15 protein-coding genes are annotated in these 16,231 nt (G+C 62.3%); 9 read left to right on the plus strand and 6 right to left on the minus strand.

The genetic code is table 11. The annotated features are described in order from the left end of the window. The 7 genes from infB to RTX98_RS15470 form a co-directional block, all read left to right on the plus strand. The coding region (gene infB, locus RTX98_RS15440) for a translation initiation factor IF-2 (RefSeq protein WP_312797728.1) at window positions 1-2,280 on the plus strand (2,280 nt) is incomplete at its 5' end. 105 nt (window positions 2,281-2,385) lie between these two features. Further along, the gene (rbfA, locus tag RTX98_RS15445) at window positions 2,386-2,796 is read left to right on the plus strand and encodes a 30S ribosome-binding factor RbfA (protein WP_312797729.1); all 411 of its coding nucleotides are present in this window, start codon (window positions 2,386-2,388) and stop codon (window positions 2,794-2,796) included. Then, window positions 2,796-3,740, plus strand: a complete 945-nt coding sequence (gene truB / locus RTX98_RS15450; protein ID WP_312797731.1) for a tRNA pseudouridine(55) synthase TruB — start codon at window positions 2,796-2,798, stop codon at window positions 3,738-3,740. The genes rbfA and truB overlap by 1 nt, the downstream gene beginning before the upstream one ends. Window positions 3,741-3,799: 59 nt before the next feature. Continuing rightward, window positions 3,800-4,894 (plus strand): magnesium/cobalt transporter CorA, encoded by a 1,095-nt coding sequence (gene corA, locus RTX98_RS15455; protein ID WP_312797733.1) that lies wholly within the window; start codon window positions 3,800-3,802, stop codon window positions 4,892-4,894. A 160-nt stretch (window positions 4,895-5,054) separates the two neighbouring features. Further along, window positions 5,055-5,324 (plus strand): 30S ribosomal protein S15, encoded by a 270-nt coding sequence (gene rpsO, locus RTX98_RS15460; RefSeq protein ID WP_189503849.1) that lies wholly within the window; start codon window positions 5,055-5,057, stop codon window positions 5,322-5,324. 275 nt (window positions 5,325-5,599) lie between these two features. Continuing rightward, complete coding sequence (gene pnp, locus RTX98_RS15465) at window positions 5,600-7,744, plus strand: polyribonucleotide nucleotidyltransferase (protein ID WP_312797735.1); 2,145 nt, start codon at window positions 5,600-5,602, stop codon at window positions 7,742-7,744. A gap of 318 nt (window positions 7,745-8,062) precedes the next feature. Further along, on the plus strand, window positions 8,063-9,151 hold the full coding sequence (locus RTX98_RS15470; RefSeq protein ID WP_312797737.1) for a class I SAM-dependent methyltransferase: 1,089 nt from the start codon (window positions 8,063-8,065) through the stop codon (window positions 9,149-9,151). A gap of 87 nt (window positions 9,152-9,238) precedes the next feature. Here RTX98_RS15470 and fabI read toward each other — a convergent pair whose 3' ends face one another. From fabI to fabA, 3 genes are read right to left on the minus strand one after another with little or no spacing between them, the layout of a single operon-like run. Then, entirely contained in the window at window positions 9,239-10,048 is an 810-nt protein-coding gene (gene fabI, locus RTX98_RS15475) for an enoyl-ACP reductase FabI (RefSeq protein ID WP_189503843.1), read from the minus strand. A 22-nt stretch (window positions 10,049-10,070) separates the two neighbouring features. Further along, a complete protein-coding gene (gene fabB, locus RTX98_RS15480) occupies window positions 10,071-11,291 on the minus strand; it encodes a beta-ketoacyl-ACP synthase I (protein ID WP_312797739.1) in 1,221 nt (406 codons plus the stop codon). A gap of 33 nt (window positions 11,292-11,324) precedes the next feature. Next, window positions 11,325-11,852 carry a 3-hydroxyacyl-[acyl-carrier-protein] dehydratase FabA gene (fabA, locus tag RTX98_RS15485; protein ID WP_189503838.1) on the minus strand — a complete coding sequence of 176 codons (528 nt, stop codon included), beginning with the start codon at window positions 11,850-11,852 and terminating at the stop codon, window positions 11,325-11,327. A gap of 236 nt (window positions 11,853-12,088) precedes the next feature. On the opposite strand from fabA, the gene irrA reads away from it, so the two are divergent. Continuing rightward, complete coding sequence (irrA, locus tag RTX98_RS15490) at window positions 12,089-12,514, plus strand: iron response transcriptional regulator IrrA (RefSeq protein ID WP_312797741.1); 426 nt, start codon at window positions 12,089-12,091, stop codon at window positions 12,512-12,514. 53 nt (window positions 12,515-12,567) lie between these two features. Here irrA and RTX98_RS15495 read toward each other — a convergent pair whose 3' ends face one another. After that, complete coding sequence (locus RTX98_RS15495) at window positions 12,568-13,185, minus strand: SH3 domain-containing protein (protein ID WP_312797742.1); 618 nt, start codon at window positions 13,183-13,185, stop codon at window positions 12,568-12,570. A gap of 164 nt (window positions 13,186-13,349) precedes the next feature. Between RTX98_RS15495 and RTX98_RS15500 the strand changes: the two genes are divergently transcribed. Then, window positions 13,350-14,351 carry a D-glycerate dehydrogenase gene (locus RTX98_RS15500; RefSeq protein WP_312797743.1) on the plus strand — a complete coding sequence of 334 codons (1,002 nt, stop codon included), beginning with the start codon at window positions 13,350-13,352 and terminating at the stop codon, window positions 14,349-14,351. Window positions 14,352-14,675: 324 nt separating this feature from the next. On the opposite strand, the gene RTX98_RS15505 is transcribed toward RTX98_RS15500, so the two are convergent. Next, window positions 14,676-15,086, minus strand: a complete 411-nt coding sequence (locus RTX98_RS15505; protein WP_312797744.1) for an aconitase X swivel domain-containing protein — start codon at window positions 15,084-15,086, stop codon at window positions 14,676-14,678. Beyond that, the coding region (locus RTX98_RS15510) for an aconitase X catalytic domain-containing protein (protein WP_312797745.1) at window positions 15,083-16,231 on the minus strand (1,149 nt) is incomplete at its 5' end. The genes RTX98_RS15505 and RTX98_RS15510, both read right to left, overlap by 4 nt.

Genomic DNA, 16,231 nt, shown 5'->3' on the forward strand with positions numbered 1-16,231 from the left:
GATGCGCGTCGTCGCGCTCTTGAAGACGCCAAGGTTCGCGAAGTCGAAGAGCGCGCCCGCGCCGTTGAAGACGCCAAGCGTCGCGCCGAAGAAGACGAGCGCCGTCAGCGCGAGCGTCTGGAATCCGCGCGCCGTCAGGCCGAAGAAGAAGCCCGCATCCAGGCCGAAGCCGAAGCGCGTCGCCGCGCCGAGGAAGAAGCTCGCCGTCGCGCCCCTCAAACGGACACGGCCGATGAGGAAGAAGAAAAGCCGATCGCCAAGCCGCGCAGCGTTGCTGCAGCCACCCCGGCAACTTCGCCTGCCGCCGGTGCTGGTGCCGCGATCCGTCGCACGCCGCTGAAGCCGGAAGCCGTGCCTGCCAAGCCGACCAAGACCAAGGGCGAAGAGGATCGTCGCCGTGGCAAGCTGACGTTGACCGCCGCGACTTCGGATGGCGACGGACGCTCCCGTTCGCTGTCGTCGATGCGTCGTCGCCAGGAAAAGTTCAAGCGCTCCATGCATCAGGGCGAGCGCGAGAAGATTTCGCGCGAAGTCGTGCTGCCGGAAACCATCACGATCCAGGATCTCGCCGCCCGTATGTCGGAGCGCGCTGTTGATCTCATCAAGTATTTCATGAAGCAGGGCACCATGATGGTCCCCGGCGATGTGCTTGATGCCGACACCGCGGAACTGGTGGCAGGCGAATTCGGTCACACGGTCCGCCGCGTTGCCGATAGCGACATCGAAGAAGGTTTGTTCGGCGTTCAGGACGAGGCCACAACGCTGCAAACGCGTTCGCCTGTGGTCACGATCATGGGTCACGTCGATCACGGCAAGACCTCGCTGCTCGATGCTATCCGCAGCGCCAGCGTCGTGTCCGGCGAAGCCGGCGGCATTACCCAGCATATCGGCGCCTACCAGGTCGAGAAGAACGGTCAGAAGATCACCTTCCTCGACACGCCGGGCCACGAAGCCTTTACGGCCATGCGTGCCCGCGGTGCGCAGGCAACCGATATCGCCGTTCTGGTTGTGGCTGCTGACGACAGCGTCATGCCGCAGACGATCGAGTCGATCAGCCATGCCAAGTCGGCCGGTGTGCCAATCATCGTGGCGATCAACAAGATCGACAAGCCGTCGGCTGACGCACAGAAGGTCCGCACCCAGCTTCTGCAGCACGAAGTGTTCGTGGAATCCATGGGCGGTGAAGTGCTTGACGTCGAGGTGTCCGCCAAGACGGGCGCCGGTCTCGACAAGCTGCTCGAAGCCATCCTGTTGCAGGCAGAAATCCTCGACCTCAGCGCCAACCCGGATCGTACCGCGGAAGGCGTCGTCATCGAAGCCCAGCTCGACAAGGGCCGCGGTCCTGTTGCCACCATCCTGGTGCAAACGGGCACGCTGCGCACCGGCGACATTCTGGTTGCCGGCAATGTCTACGGCAAGGTTCGCGCGCTGGTGAACGATCAGGGCAAGACCGTGCCGGAAGCTGGCCCATCCATGCCGGTCGAGGTTCTCGGCCTGTCCGGTACGCCGGCGGCTGGTGATCGCTTCGCCGTTGTCGAAAACGAAGCCCGCGCTCGCGAGATTTCCGAATATCGCATGCGTCTGGCTCGCGAAAAGGCAGCAGCACGCCAGTCCGGCCAGCGCGGCTCGCTCGAGCAGATGATGTCGCAGCTGCAGAATTCCGGTCTCAAGGAGTTCCCGCTGGTCGTCAAGGCCGACGTGCAGGGTTCGGCCGAAGCCATCGTGGCGGCGCTGGACAAGCTCGGCACGGATGAAGTGCGCGCGCGCATCGTTCATGTCGGCGCGGGTGCGATCACGGAAAGCGACGTGTCGCTGGCCGAAACGTCGAATGCGGTCATCATCGGCTTCAACGTGCGTGCCAACAAGCAGGCGCGTACGGCAGCCGAGCAGGGCGGCATCGAGGTTCGCTACTACAACATCATCTACAACCTCGTGGATGACGTGAAGCAGGCGATGTCGGGCCTTCTGTCGCCGGAACGTCGCGAAACCTTCCTCGGCAATGCCGAAATCCTGGAAGTGTTCAACATCACCAAGACCGGCAAGGTCGCGGGTTGCCGCGTCACCGAAGGCAAGGTCGAACGTGGTGCGGGCGTGCGTTTGATCCGCGACAACGTCGTGATCCACGAAGGCACGCTGAAGACCCTGAAGCGCTTCAAGGACGAAGTGGGCGAGGTCCCGGTCGGCCAGGAATGCGGCATGGCCTTCCAGAACTACGAAGACATTCGCCAGGGCGATGTCATCGAGTGCTTCCGCGTCGAGATGGTGACGCGCACGCTGTAAGCTGAAGATCAAACTGCCGGCACCAACCGGCAGTTGTCTTCGTTATTTTTGCCAACTGCGGCGAAGCGGTTCGAACCCGCTCCGCCGCTTGCTGGATTTGTATCTATGTCCAAGAATCAGAATAATGGCCCGTCCCAGCGCCAGCTGCGCGTTGGCGAACAGGTGCGTCATGCCATTGCCGAAGTGCTTCAGCGCGGCGAGGTGCGTGACGACGTGGTTGAAGCGACCGTGATCTCGATTTCGGAAGTGCGCATGTCGCCCGACCTCAAGATCGCCACCGCATTCGTTTCGCCGCTCGGCGCCAAGGATGACGAGGCCGTCATCAAGGCTTTGAACCATCATGCCAAGTTCATTCGTGGCAGGATGAGCCACGCCTTGCGCCAGATGAAATACATGCCGGAAGTCCGCTTCCGCATCGACACCAGCTTCGACAACTACGCCAAGATCGACGCGCTGCTTCGCTCGCCCGAGGTTGCGCGCGACCTCGATGACGAAGATGGCGAGGAGCAGAACTGATGGGTCGTCGCGGCAAGAAGAAGGGCCGTCCGGTTTCCGGTTGGGTCGTGCTCGACAAGCCTGTCGGCATGGGCTCCACCGAAGCGGTCTCGAAGGTGAAGTGGCTGTTCAACGCCGACAAGGCAGGCCATGCCGGCACGCTCGATCCGCTCGCCTCCGGCATGCTGCCGATCGCGCTCGGCGAGGCGACGAAGACCGTGCCTTACGTAATGGACGGCACCAAGGTCTATCGCTTCACCGTGACCTGGGGCGAGGAGCGGAACACCGACGATTTAGAGGGCGTTGCGACGCAAAACTCGGAAAATCGGCCGACAAAAGCGGAAGTTTCCGGCATTTTGGCGGATTATATCGGGGTAATTTCGCAAATTCCTCCGGTTTTTTCCGCCATCAAGATCGGTGGCGAGCGCGCTTATGACCTCGCACGCGAAGGTGAGGCCGTCGAAATACCGGCTCGTGAAGTCGAGATCGATCGCCTCGACATCATCCACCACGACGACAATTCCACCGAGTTCGAGGTGGAATGCGGTAAGGGGACTTACGTCCGCTCGCTGGCCCGTGACATGGGCCGTCAGCTTGGTTGCTACGGCCATATCTCCACCCTGCGCCGTCTTGCTGTCGACCCCTTCACCGACGAGGATTTCGTCACGGTCGGAGAACTCGAAGCGGCGCGCCCGGCCATCAGCGAAGACGACGTGGCGCGTCCGGATTTCTCCGTGATGGACGGCTATGTCGTTGAAACGGCTGCGGCTTTGGACTGCCTGCCGCAAGTCCCGCTGACCGACGAAGCCGCCCAGCGCGTGCGTTTGGGCAACCCGGTGATCGTGCGCGGACGCGATGCGCCGATCGAAGCCGAAGAAGCCTGCGCCACCGTTCGCGGCAAGCTGGTGGCTATCGGCGCCGTCGAAGGCGGGCAGTTCAAGCCCAAGCGCGTCTTCACGGCCTGAGCGGTCTTTCCGCCGTCATGGCTGCGCTCTAGAATGATCGCAGCCAGCGGAGAACAGGCATGACCGAGAAGTCCAGCGTCCGGCGCCACGGCCGGCGCCGCGTCAAACGCTCGCCCGTCGGCGCATCGCCCGGAACGCTGATCGCCGATCCCAGCGCGATCCAGTCAACGCTCTCCGCAACCGTGATGTCGCCCCAGGGCTACAAGGTCTATCCAAGCGTCAACCTTGAAGATATCCGCCGTCTGAAGGCTGAATGGCCTGCCATTTGGGTAGATTGTGTGGGGCTCGGCGATGTCTCGCTGATCGCCGAGCTCGGCAAGATCTTCGACCTTCATGCGCTTGCGCTGGAAGACACCGTCAACACCGGACAGCGGCCGAAGTCCGACTTCTATGATGAGCACGCCTTTGTCGTGCTGTACGCCATCGATGACGATCAGACCCACCGCTACGAACAGATCGGCGTGTTCTTCGGGGAGGGTTTCGTCATCACCTTCGGCGAGCGGCCGGGCGATCCCTTTGATCCCGTACGCAAGCGCATCGAAGCCAACGGCGGAAACCGCCTCCGCGCTCGAAAGGCCGATTATCTCGCCTATGCCCTGATCGATGCCGTGGTGGACAGCTATTTTCCGCATGTCGAGGCAACAGGTGCGGCGATCGATCAGATCGAGGACGACATGGTCGCCTGCTGGGAAAGAGGGCAACTGGCCGACCTGCATCGCATCCGCCACAACCTGATCGCGTTCAAGCGATGGCTGTGGCCTTTGCGCGACGCCATTTCAGGTCTGCTCCGATCGGACGCCCCTTTTCTCACGGCTGAAACCAAGATCTATCTGCGCGACACGCTCGATCATGTCGCCAGCGCCATTGAGATCGTGGAAACCTACCGCGAAACCGTGACCGGTCTCATCGAGATGCATATGTCGATGGCCCAGGCCAAGACCAACGAGGTCATCAACCTCCTCACCATCGTCTCCGCCATCTTCATCCCGCTGACCTTTCTGGCCGGCGTATGGGGGATGAATTTCGATCCGCAGGTATCGCCGTGGAACATGCCGGAACTGCAATGGTATTATGGCTATCCGGCAGCGCTCGCCTCTATGGCGGTGATCGGAGTTCTACTTTTCCTGTACTTCCGATGGCGGCGCTGGCTTTGAAGCGGCAGCCGTGGCGCGGAAACAATTTGCTGGTAAATCGGCGCATCTTCGCCTATATGCGCGCCAGCCTTAGGCGTTTGCGCCTATCGCCTTCATGGCCTCCGCTGGACGACATCCCGGCCGCAGGCGTCCCCTTCCTCCCTTTCGAAAGGAACATCCGATGTCGATCACTGCTGAGCGCAAACAAGAATTGCTTGGGGAATTCGCAACCGTCAAGGGTGACACCGGTTCGCCGGAAGTCCAGGTCGCGATCCTTTCCGAACGCATTCGTAACCTGACCGAGCACTTCAAGGACCACAAGAAGGACAACCACTCCCGTCGTGGCCTTCTGAAGCTTGTGTCGCAGCGCCGTCGTCTCCTTGACTACCTCAATGCCAAGGATACCGCCCGCTACCAGACGCTGATCGAAAAGCTTGGTCTGCGTCGCTAAGATCACGTGGCTTTTGCTGCGTTGACACACTGATCTGATCGGCCGGCGGCCCATGGGTCGTCGGCCGATCGCACAGGGATCGTTGACACGATCCACATGGCTGCGGCCCGTGAAGCGCGGGTTCCGAAGCTACCCTGAACCGGTCATGGGGCAGGATTGCAGGTGGCTCGCTTTGGAGCCTCCCGTTGTCTTGCCCGTGGCGGGTTTGCCCGTAGGAGCCGGATTGGGTCTCGCGCTAGGTAAGCGCCGAGCGGCCGGCACAAAGAGGATAAGATATGTTCAAGCACCACAAAGTGGAAATCGAATGGGGCGGCCGTCCGCTCATCCTGGAAACCGGCAAGATCGCACGTCAGGCTGACGGCGCCGTGCTGGCGACCTATGGCGAAAGCGTCGTGCTCGCCACTGTTGTTTCGGCCAAGGCGCCGAAGCCCGGTCAGGACTTCTTCCCGCTGACCGTCAACTATCAGGAAAAGACCTATGCCGCCGGCAAGATCCCGGGCGGCTACTTCAAGCGCGAAGGCCGTCCGTCGGAAAACGAGACGTTGGTTTCGCGCCTGATCGACCGTCCGATCCGCCCGCTCTTCGCCGATGGCTACAAGAACGACACGCAGGTCGTGATCACCGTTCTGCAGCATGACCTTGAGAATAATCCCGACATCGTGTCGATGGTTGCGGCGTCTGCTGCCCTGACGCTGTCCGGCGTTCCGTTCATGGGCCCGATCGGCGGTGCGCGCGTTGGCTACGTCAACGGCGAATACATCCTGAACCCGCATCTCGACGAGATGCCGGAATCGAAGCTCGACCTCGTTGTCGCCGGCACCGCTGACGCCGTTTTGATGGTCGAGTCGGAAGCCAAGGAGCTTTCGGAAGAGATCATGCTCGGCGCCGTCGTGTTCGGCCAGAACGGCTTCAAGCCGGTTCTCGACGCGATCATCAAGCTGGCGGAAGTCGCTGCCAAGGAGCCGCGCGAGCATACGGCTGCCGACAATTCGGCGCTGGAAGGCAAGATCCTCGCAGCCGCTGAATCTGATCTGCGCGATGCCTACAAGATCACGCAGAAGCAGGATCGCTATGCTGCCATCGATGCCGCCAAGGCAAAGGTGAAGACTGCCCTGTTCCCCGAAGGCGGCGAAGCCGAATACACGGCCGAGCAGGTCGGCGCCGTGTTCAAGGACGTCCAGGCCAAGGTCGTTCGCGGCAACATCCTCGACACCGGTTCGCGTATCGATGGCCGCGATCTCAAGACCGTTCGCCAGATCGTGTCGGAAGTCGGCGTTCTGCCGCGCACCCACGGCTCGGCCCTGTTCACCCGCGGCGAAACCCAGGCGCTGGTTGTTGCCACGCTGGGCACCGGCGAGGACGAGCAGTATGTCGATTCGCTGACGGGCATGTACAAGGAGCGCTTCCTCCTTCACTACAACTTCCCGCCTTACTCGGTTGGTGAAACCGGCCGCATGGGCTCGCCCGGCCGCCGCGAAATCGGTCACGGCAAGCTGGCCTGGCGCGCAATCCGTCCGATGCTGCCGACGCCTGAGCAGTTCCCCTACACGCTGCGTGCAGTGTCCGAGATCACCGAGTCCAACGGTTCGTCTTCGATGGCGACCGTCTGCGGCACCTCGCTGGCTCTCATGGATGCAGGCGTTCCGCTGCAGCGTCCAGTTGCCGGTATCGCAATGGGCCTGATCAAGGAAGGCGACCGTTTCGCGGTTCTGTCCGACATCCTGGGCGATGAAGATCACCTCGGCGACATGGACTTCAAGGTCGCCGGCACCGAGAACGGCATCACCTCGCTCCAGATGGACATCAAGATCGATGGCATTACCGAGGAGATCATGAAGGTCGCACTCGACCAAGCCAAGGATGGCCGTCTCCACATCCTCGGCGAAATGGCCAGTGCCCTGACCGAAGGCCGTTCGGAACTCGGCGAGTTCGCACCGCGCATCGAGGTCATGCAGATCCCGACCGACAAGATCCGTGACGTGATCGGCTCGGGCGGCAAGGTGATCCGCGAGATCGTCGAAAAGACCGGCGCCAAGATCAACATCGAGGACGACGGCACGGTGAAGATCGCGTCGTCTTCCGCCAAGGAGATCGAGGCCGCCCGCAAGTGGATCCACACGATCGTGGCTGAGCCGGAAGTCGGCGAAATCTACGAAGGCACGGTCGTCAAGACCGCCGACTTCGGCGCTTTCGTCAACTTCTTCGGCCCGAAGGACGGTCTGGTCCACATCTCGCAGCTTTCGAGCGAGCGCGTTGCCAAGACCACCGACGTCGTCAAGGAAGGCCAGAAGGTCTTCGTGAAGCTCATGGGCTTCGACGAGCGCGGCAAGGTTCGCCTGTCGATGAAGGTCGTCGATCAGGAAACCGGCAAGGAACTGGCCAAGGAAAAGAAGCAGGACGGCGACGAAGACGCTGCCTGAGCTTCTGCTGACTGATTGATTGAAAAGGGCGCGCCTCGCGAGGGGCGCGCCTTTTTGCTTTGTAGACGCAGGTGCGTCCTTCGAGGCTCGCCGTTGCAAGGATTGCGTGTTCACCTTCACGGTTGTGCGGGCTCGCACCTCAGGATGAGGACCGTCGCGCTAAGCGCCACCTCGGAAGCGTCATCTCAGCAGGAAGATCCATCCTCCTCGAGTCGAGCCCACAGGATCGTCAGACCTGACGCGACCGTCCTCATCCTGAGGTGCGAGCGCAGCGAGCCTCGAAGGACGCACTACCCCTTAATCTTGATTGGCCTGCACATGACCGACGACGCGCTCAAAACCCTGTTCCACCCTTTCGAAGCCGGGCTGATCGATCTGCCTGCTACCGGCACAAGTGCGCTTTTCTTTGGCGCTCGTCCTGGCTGGCGCAAGCCGGAGGGCTTCGAGGCAGCGATCACCGCTGTGCAGGGTTTCCGTCCCGACTTCCTCGGCCTGCAGCGGCAGGGCGTGCAGGTCGTGCCGGAAGGGGAGGGCGAGGACTATGATCTGGCGCTTGTGCTGGGCTCCAAGCATCGAGGCCAGAACGAAGGCTGGATTGCGCAAGCGCAGCGGCGGGTGAAGCCGGGCGGGCTGATCGTCGTGGCGGCATCCAAGAAGGATGGCGGCGACAGTCTGCGCAAGCGTCTCGCCGAGCTCACCGAGATCGAGGATCATGCCGCCAAGCATCACGGCGTGGTGTTCTGGATGCGCAACGGTGAGAAACAGCTGCCGGAAGCGGAAGCCGAAAGCGTCGGTTCGTTTGAAACCCGGCCCGGCATGTTTTCGCATGGCCATGCCGATCCCGGCTCGGTGTTCCTGCTCGAAAGCCTTCCTGCCGACCTGAAGGGCGACGTCGCGGATTTCTGCGCCGGCTGGGGTTTTCTCGCGGGCGATCTGATCCGCCGCGAGCGCATCTGCAGCGTCGACCTCTACGAAGCCGATCATGCCTCGCTGGAGGCTGCCAGAGCGGCTTTGCAGGGTGCGGAGAAGCCTATCGACTTCTTCTGGAAGGATCTCGTTGGTGAGCCAGTGGAACGCGTTTACGACGCTGTGGTGATGAACCCGCCGTTTCATGCAGGTGGTCATGCGGCGGAGCCTGATCTGGGCACCGGTCTGATCCGTGCCGCAGCGAAAGCGCTCAAGGGCAAGGGGCGGCTTTTCCTGGTTGCCAATCGCGGCCTGCCCTATGAGCCCGCGCTAACCGCCGTGTTTGCCGAGACTGGTGAACTCACCCGCAACGACGACTACAAGATCCTGTGGGCGGCGGAGCCGCAAACGCGCAACATGGCGCGGGCTGCAACGCAGGCGAAGTCCAGCGGCCGGCCCGGTGCTCCAGCCCGCCGAAACGGAGCCGGGCGGCGTAAGTGATGGCTTGAACGGAAAACAGGCCCCGAAGGGCCTGTTGATGTCTGTTCGTGACGATGGAAGAAACGCCGCTGTCCTGCGGTGTTTGGCTCAGCCCTCGTCCGTCCGCTTCAGCTCTGAAAGCGTCGGCATGGATACGATGTGGTAGCCGGAATCCACGTAGTGGATTTCACCGGTGACGCCGCCCGACAGGTCCGACAGCAGGTAGAGAGCCGAACCGCCGATCTCTTCCAGCGTCACGGGACGGCGCAGCGGCGCATTGCGCTGCTGGAACGAGAACATGTGACGGGCATCGGCAATGCCGGCGCCGGCCAGCGTGCGCACCGGGCCTGCCGACAGACCGTTCACGCGAATGCCGCGCGGGCCGTAATCATTGGCGAGATAGCGGACGGACGCTTCAAGACCGGCCTTCGCCACGCCCATGACGTTGTAGTTCGGCATGACTCGTACCGAACCCGCATAGGTCAGCGTGATCATTGAGCCGCCATCGTTCATGATCGCAGCCGCCTTGCGCGCCACTTCCGTGAACGAATAACAGGAGATCACCATCGTGCGGATGAAATTCTCCTTGGTCGTGTCGGCGTAAAGGCCCTTCAACTCGTTCTTGTCGGAGAAGCCGATGGCGTGAACGATGAAGTCGAGCTTGCCCCAGGCCTTTTCGAGAGCAGCGATAGTTGCATCGACGGATGCGCTGTCTTCCACGTCGCAGGGCAAGGTGAGATCGCCCGCACCGACCTTTTCGGCCAGCGGCTTGACGCGACGACCGAAGGCTTCCCCCTGATAGGTGAAGGCCAACTCCGCGCCGTGTTCATACAGCTTCTGGGCGATGCCCCAGGCAATCGAGTGATCGTTCGCGACGCCCATTACGAGGCCGCGCTTGCCCTTCATCAAACCGTCCATGATGTCCCTCGTATACCGCCGATCAGTCGGCGAGGCGCTGGAACACCAGCGTCGCATTGGTGCCGCCGAAGCCGAAGGAGTTCGACAAAACGGTGTTGATTCCGGCGTTGTCGATGCGCTCGCGCACCACCGGCATGCCTTCGAATTCGGGGTCCAGCGTTTCGATATGCGCGCTCTTGCCGATGAAGTTGTTCTGCATCATCAGGATCGAATAGATCGATTCCTGCACGCCCGCAGCACCCAGCGAATGGCCGGTCAGCGACTTGGTCGAGGAAATGTGCGGCATCTCCGAGCCGAACACTTCGCGGATCGCACCCATTTCCTTGGAGTCGCCCACCGGCGTCGAGGTGCCGTGCGTGTTGACGTAGTCGACCTTGCCGTTGACGGTCGACAATGCCTGCCGCATGCAGCGAATGGCGCCTTCGCCCGATGGCGCGACCATGTCGTAGCCATCAGAGGTCGCGCCGTAGCCGACGAGCTCGCAATAGATTTTGGCGCCACGCGCCTTGGCATGTTCCAGTTCTTCCAGAACCAGCACGCCCGCACCGCCCGCGATTACGAAACCGTCGCGGTCCACGTCATAAGCGCGTGAGGCGACGGAAGCGCGGTCGTTGTACTTCGACGACATCGCACCCATCGCGTCGAACAGGTTCGACATGGACCAGTCGAGATCCTCGTGGCCGCCGGCAAACATCATGTCCTGCTTGCCCCACTGGATCATCTCCGCAGCATTGCCGATGCAATGCGCCGAGGTCGAGCAGGCCGACGAGATCGAATAGTTCACGCCGTGGATCTTGAACCAGGTCGCGAGCGTCGCGGATGCCGTGGACGACATCGCCTTCGGCACGGCAAACGGCCCGATGCGCTTAGGGCTGTTGTTCTTTTCGGTGATTTCTGCGGCTTCCACGATGGTGCGCGTGGACGGACCGCCCGAGCCCATGATGATGCCGGTGCGCTCGTTGGTGAACTCGCCTTCCTGGAGGCCGGCATCGGCGATCGCCTGCTTCATGGCGATGTGGTTCCACATGCCGCCTTGCGACAGGAACCGCGCAGCGCGGCGATCCACCTCGGCGGCCGCGTCGATCTCGGGGGAACCCCAGACCTGGCACTTGAAGCCGTGATCGGAAAAGCTTTGCGAAAAGCTGATGCCGGACTTCGCATCGCGCAGCGAGGCGGTGACCTCGTCGGCATTGTTTCCGATGGACGATACGATGCCCAGACCGCTTACGACGACGCGTCTCATGGCTTCAACTCCGCTTTTGGCGTTCCGGTCAACTTAAACGGCTGTGCCGACGGCTTCTTGCTTGGACAGGCCGACCTTCAGATCGGTTGCCTTGTAGATCTGTTCGCCATCGGCCTTCAACCAGCCATCGGCAATGCCCAGCACCAGGCGTCCGCGCATCACGCGCTTGAAGTCGACGCCATACTCCACCTTCTTCACCGAAGGGGTGACCATGCCCTTGAACTTCACTTCGCCGGTCGACAGCGCCATGCCCTTGCCGGGCTCGCCAAGCCAGCCGAGATAAAAGCCGGTCAGCTGCCACATGGCATCCAGGCCGAGACAGCCGGGCATGATCGGATTGCCGGGAAAGTGGCAGGGGAAGAACCAGAGATCCGGATGGATGTCGAACTCGGCGCGGATATAGCCCTTGTCGAACTCGCCACCGGTTTCGCTGATATCGGTGATACGATCGAACATCAGCATCGGCGGCGCGGGCAGCTGCGCATTGCCGGGCCCGAAGAGGTCGCCGCGTGCGCAGGCCAGCAGATCCTCGTAGTCGAAGCTCGTCTTGCGGTCGGCCATGCTGTTCGTGTCTCCCTCCGGCGCATCGACTGGGTCATGCCGGTCTTGTTTCTGGTCTGCTGCGTTCACTATAGCAATTGCAGCTGTCCGCGATTAGCCCGCTTGCGAGGTCGGGTCAACGTGCCGCTATTGATCAGTTTGCCGCGACAGAATATATGCTTTTCAAAGCTACAGGGCGATTATAGGGCATTGATGCGCCCGCAGAACGGTGCCCCATCAACAATGCTTGGAGCATTATGAGCGAAGCAGCCTTGGACTGGCAGGTGGTTGAAAAGCGGGTACGCGAAGCGGGCCTGCGCCCGACGCGTCAGCGCGTCGCACTCGCCAGCCTCATCTTCGCACAGGGCGACAGGCACCTTTCGGCCGAAGAGCTGCACGAGGAAGCCTGCATTGCGGGCGTTCCGGTATCGCTGGCGACCGTCTACAACGCGCTGCACCAGTTCACCGAAGCCGGGATGCTGCGCATTCTCGCCGTGGAAGGCGCCAAGACCTATTTCGACACGAACACGTCCGATCACCACCACTTCTATGTCGAAGGCGAGAATCGCGTCGTCGATATTCTGGATGGGCCGGTGCAGTTCATGCGCCTGCCGCAGCCGCCGGAAGGCATGGAAATCGCCAATGTCGACGTGGTGATCCGCCTGCGCCCGAAGCGCGGATAGCCGACGCTCTTCGCTAGAACGGCTGAGACGCGACTGTTCCGATCGCGCCTCTGTTAGTCCTTGACGGTTTCGCCGGGATACGCGCCCCACAACAGCGCCTGGCTGATCCAGCCTTCACGCCCCGCAAACGTCATTTCGCACCAGGACCCGTTGCAGGTCTTGATCGTGCCGATCACGCCGGGCTCGACACGAGCGACGACGCTGGCTTCCTTGTTGGGCTGATCCATCACAGTAATCACCGCATCCGGCTTGCCACGCTGCCAGGGTGCGACGATTGCCGTGCGGCGGCCGGACAGGAGAGACTGGTTGACCCAGCCTTCGGCACCATCGGGGTCACGCACGCGGCGCCAGTTGTCATATTCCTGGATGATTTCCATCGGCATACCAGACTTCAGATACATCCAGTCGACGGCATAATTCACGCCCGGACCGACGCGGGAATTGACGCGGCCCGATTTCAGGCTGACGAAACGCGGCAAAGGCAGGCCGCTTCCACGGCGGGGGGCAGCAGGCGTCGCAGCCGTTTCGCTCGGGGCAGCCGCTGGTTCTTCTGGGGCCGTATCAGGCGCCGCAACGGACTCGTCTTGTGCAAAGGCGGGGAAGGCAGCGCTGGGCGCAATGGCGGCAACAACGGCGGCCAGAAGCGCATAACGAAGATGAAGGCCTTCCATGGTCTATTTCCCGATGACTTTGCGAGCGGCCTGTCGCCGCCTTTTCCCTTTGTCTTCCGCTCATCGGCTTGGTAGGACCGAGAACGCTGAAGGCACGGTTCGAAGTGTCGCAAGTCTTGGTTAAAGAGGTCTCAACAAGACCCGCTTTGGGAGGGGCGTCCATCATGTCGAGCCGCAAACGACCGCTGGTCGTGCTGACCCGCAAGCTGCCCGATCCCGTGGAAACGCGCATGCGCGAGCTGTTCGACGCGCGCCTGAACGAAGACGATCGCATCATGACGCAGCCGGAATTGGTTGCGGCCGTGGGCGAGGCGCAGGTGCTGGTGCCCACCGTGCGCGACCGCATCGATGCCGCCGTGATCGCGCAGGCCGGCCCCAACCTCAAGCTCATCGCCAATTACGGCAACGGCGTCGACAATGTCGATGTCGCGGCCGCTGCCGCACGCGGCATCACCGTCACGAACACGCCCAACGTGCTGACCGAAGACACCGCCGACATGACCATGGCGCTGATCATGGCCGTGCCGCGCCGGCTGGCGGAAGGTGCCAACATCCTTCATACCCAAGGCAAATGGTCTGGCTGGTCGCCGACCTGGATGCTCGGCCGCCGCTTGGGCGGCAAGCGGCTCGGCATCGTCGGCATGGGCCGCATCGGTACGGCTGTTGCAAGGCGCGCCAAGGCGTTCGGCCTGTCGATCCACTACCATAATCGCAAGCATGTTTCGGCGGCCGTGGAAGACGAGCTGGAGGCGACCTATTGGGAAAGCCTAGACCAGATGCTGGCGCGCATGGACATCATCTCGGTCAACTGTCCCTCGACGCCGGCGACCTTCCACCTGCTGTCGGCGCGCCGCCTGGCTTTGATGCAGCCGACGGCCTATCTCGTGAACACGGCGCGCGGCGACATCGTCGACGAAGCGGCGCTGATCGGAATGATCCAGGACGGCAAGTTGGCGGGTGCGGGGCTCGACGTGTTCGAGCAGGAGCCGGTGGTGAACCCCAAGCTCGTGAAGCTCGCCAACAAGGGCAAGGTCGTCCTTCTACCGCACATGGCCTCCGCCACAATAGAAAGCCGCATCGACATGGGCGAGAAGGTCATCATCAACATCCGGGCGTTTCTTGATGGGCATCGCCCGCCGGATCGGGTGCTGCCGAACAGGGTTTAGTGCGTCCTTCGAGGCTCGCCAGCGAAGGTAGCGCTTGGTGTGTAGTGCATTGCGGGGGCTTGCACCTCAGGATGAACCCTTAGAGGCTCGCTCTTCAGGATGAGGGAGGTGTGCGAGAGCCTGACCTATCCGCTTCGTCATCCTCGGGCTTGACCCGAGGATCCATGCCGGAACGGTGAAAGAACGAGAATGCGCTTGCCGGTGCCGTTGGCTCTTCCAAAGGAGCGTTCAGGCATGGATCCTCGGGTCAAGCCCGAGGATGACGAAGCTGCGATGGTCCTCATCCCTAGTGCGAGCGGAGTGAGCCTCGATGGACGCACGGCTTCACACCACCGTCAGTAATCCATCCTCGCCGACACTCACGATCTGCCCAGCAAACCTACCTTGTTCATCCGCCGGCAAGCGCACCGCAATCGGCGTTGGCCAGGCCATTTCCTTGGCGACCAGCAGGCCGAGCAGCAAAATGGCATCCGGTGCGTCCATGATGAGGGCGGCGGGGGCGTGGTTGGCGTGGACGAGTTCGAGCAGAACGGCGGAGGCTGAGGAGGAGCCAATGGTGCCGGGCAGGAAGAGGACGCGGCCGGCGATGGAGGCGCCGTTTTGGGGATGGCGGACGTCGGTGACGCGGCCGCTGGCGGGGTCGATGCCGCCCCAGAAGCTGATGGGTTGGGTAAAGACAAGGGCTTCGCCGGTGCCGGCGTTTCCGGGAACCAGGATCTCGGTTTGAAACCTCATGCGGCGACCTGGGTGAAGGTCGGCCGGCCGCAAACGGCGCTTTCCACGCAATCGGCGAGGGAGCCGTAAAGCACTGAGTATCCAGTGTTTCCTGGTGCGTAATGGGCGAATTTGCCGGAGTTGGTCATGAGGATGCCGTTCGGCAGATCGGCTAAAATAGGGGTGACGACGACGCAGGTGTCGGCGACGAGGGTGATGCCGGCGCTAGTCAGATCCGCCAGCAAACCGTGCGTTTCCAGCTCCTTGAGGACGTGGCGGCCGGTGCAGGCGTAGAAGGGGAGACAAACGCGTCGGCCGTTCAGGAGGCGGGTGAGGGTGCGGATTTCGGCGAAGGAGAGGTGCGGACTGCCGATCGCAACGGCATCCAACTGGCCGGTGGACGCGGTGGTCGAGAGCGCAAGTTGGGTGTTTCGCAGCGCAGTTTGGTCGATTGAAACGACCTCAACAGGCCCGTTCGCCAATATGGCGGCGACGTCAGGCGCTTCCGGCGTTACACCGGCGATGTGGAAGAGGCCGACCGCGCCGGCCGAAGCGGATGCCGCTCCGAAGGCTTTCAGAGCATCCTCGCCGGGATGGTTCCCGATGCCTTTGACGACCCCGATGTCGGAACCGACGGTGCGGCCGAAAAGGGTGCCGAGGATCGGCCAGGCGATGTCCGAGGAAAGGAAGCCGGGATCGATCTGGCTGACATCGAAAATGATGCTGGCACGGCGGTTTTCCGGGCGGTGCAGTCCGGTGTCGGGAGCGCGGCCGGCAATGGCACAGGCAATGTCGAGGAAGTCGCCGTAGCGATTGGTGCGGGCGCCGAGAACGGAGTTGCAGAACACGACGGCATTGGATTCGCCCCAGGCGACATCGGTGCCGAAGGCGGGACGGTGGCCGGCCTGGTAGGGCGCGCAAGTCCAGCTCGGTTCGCAGCCGAGCGCGCGATAAGCGCTCATCATGCGCCGCGCCATATCCCGGGGATGATCGGCTAGACGCACGCGGCAGGAGCCGGTGAGATCGAGCGCGCCGACATTGAGGGTGGCACGCACGCTGACCTTGGCGCCGCCTTCCACCAGGCGCTCGGCAAAGAGCGTGCCGGAATCGCCATGATAAAGCGCGCCGTCGATATGGGCCGAGGCAATCGGGATCAAGCGCGGGGC

It is taken from the genome of Tianweitania sp., from assembly GCF_032053605.1.
Taxonomy (GTDB): domain Bacteria; phylum Pseudomonadota; class Alphaproteobacteria; order Rhizobiales; family Rhizobiaceae; genus Tianweitania.

Excerpts from the sequence above, each read along its gene's own strand:
- rbfA (WP_312797729.1), top strand. The coding sequence starts at position 2,386 with ATGTCCAAGAATCAGAATAATGGCCCGTCCCAGCGCCAGCTGCGCGTT.
- truB (WP_312797731.1), top strand. The coding sequence starts at position 2,796 with ATGGGTCGTCGCGGCAAGAAGAAGGGCCGTCCGGTTTCCGGTTGGGTC.
- corA (WP_312797733.1), top strand. The coding sequence starts at position 3,800 with ATGACCGAGAAGTCCAGCGTCCGGCGCCACGGCCGGCGCCGCGTCAAA.
- rpsO (WP_189503849.1), top strand. The coding sequence starts at position 5,055 with ATGTCGATCACTGCTGAGCGCAAACAAGAATTGCTTGGGGAATTCGCA.
- pnp (WP_312797735.1), top strand. The coding sequence starts at position 5,600 with ATGTTCAAGCACCACAAAGTGGAAATCGAATGGGGCGGCCGTCCGCTC.
- RTX98_RS15470 (WP_312797737.1), top strand. The coding sequence starts at position 8,063 with ATGACCGACGACGCGCTCAAAACCCTGTTCCACCCTTTCGAAGCCGGG.
- fabI (WP_189503843.1), bottom strand. The coding sequence starts at position 10,048 with ATGGACGGTTTGATGAAGGGCAAGCGCGGCCTCGTAATGGGCGTCGCG.
- fabB (WP_312797739.1), bottom strand. The coding sequence starts at position 11,291 with ATGAGACGCGTCGTCGTAAGCGGTCTGGGCATCGTATCGTCCATCGGA.
- fabA (WP_189503838.1), bottom strand. The coding sequence starts at position 11,852 with ATGGCCGACCGCAAGACGAGCTTCGACTACGAGGATCTGCTGGCCTGC.
- irrA (WP_312797741.1), top strand. The coding sequence starts at position 12,089 with ATGAGCGAAGCAGCCTTGGACTGGCAGGTGGTTGAAAAGCGGGTACGC.
- RTX98_RS15495 (WP_312797742.1), bottom strand. The coding sequence starts at position 13,185 with ATGGAAGGCCTTCATCTTCGTTATGCGCTTCTGGCCGCCGTTGTTGCC.
- RTX98_RS15500 (WP_312797743.1), top strand. The coding sequence starts at position 13,350 with ATGTCGAGCCGCAAACGACCGCTGGTCGTGCTGACCCGCAAGCTGCCC.
- RTX98_RS15505 (WP_312797744.1), bottom strand. The coding sequence starts at position 15,086 with ATGAGGTTTCAAACCGAGATCCTGGTTCCCGGAAACGCCGGCACCGGC.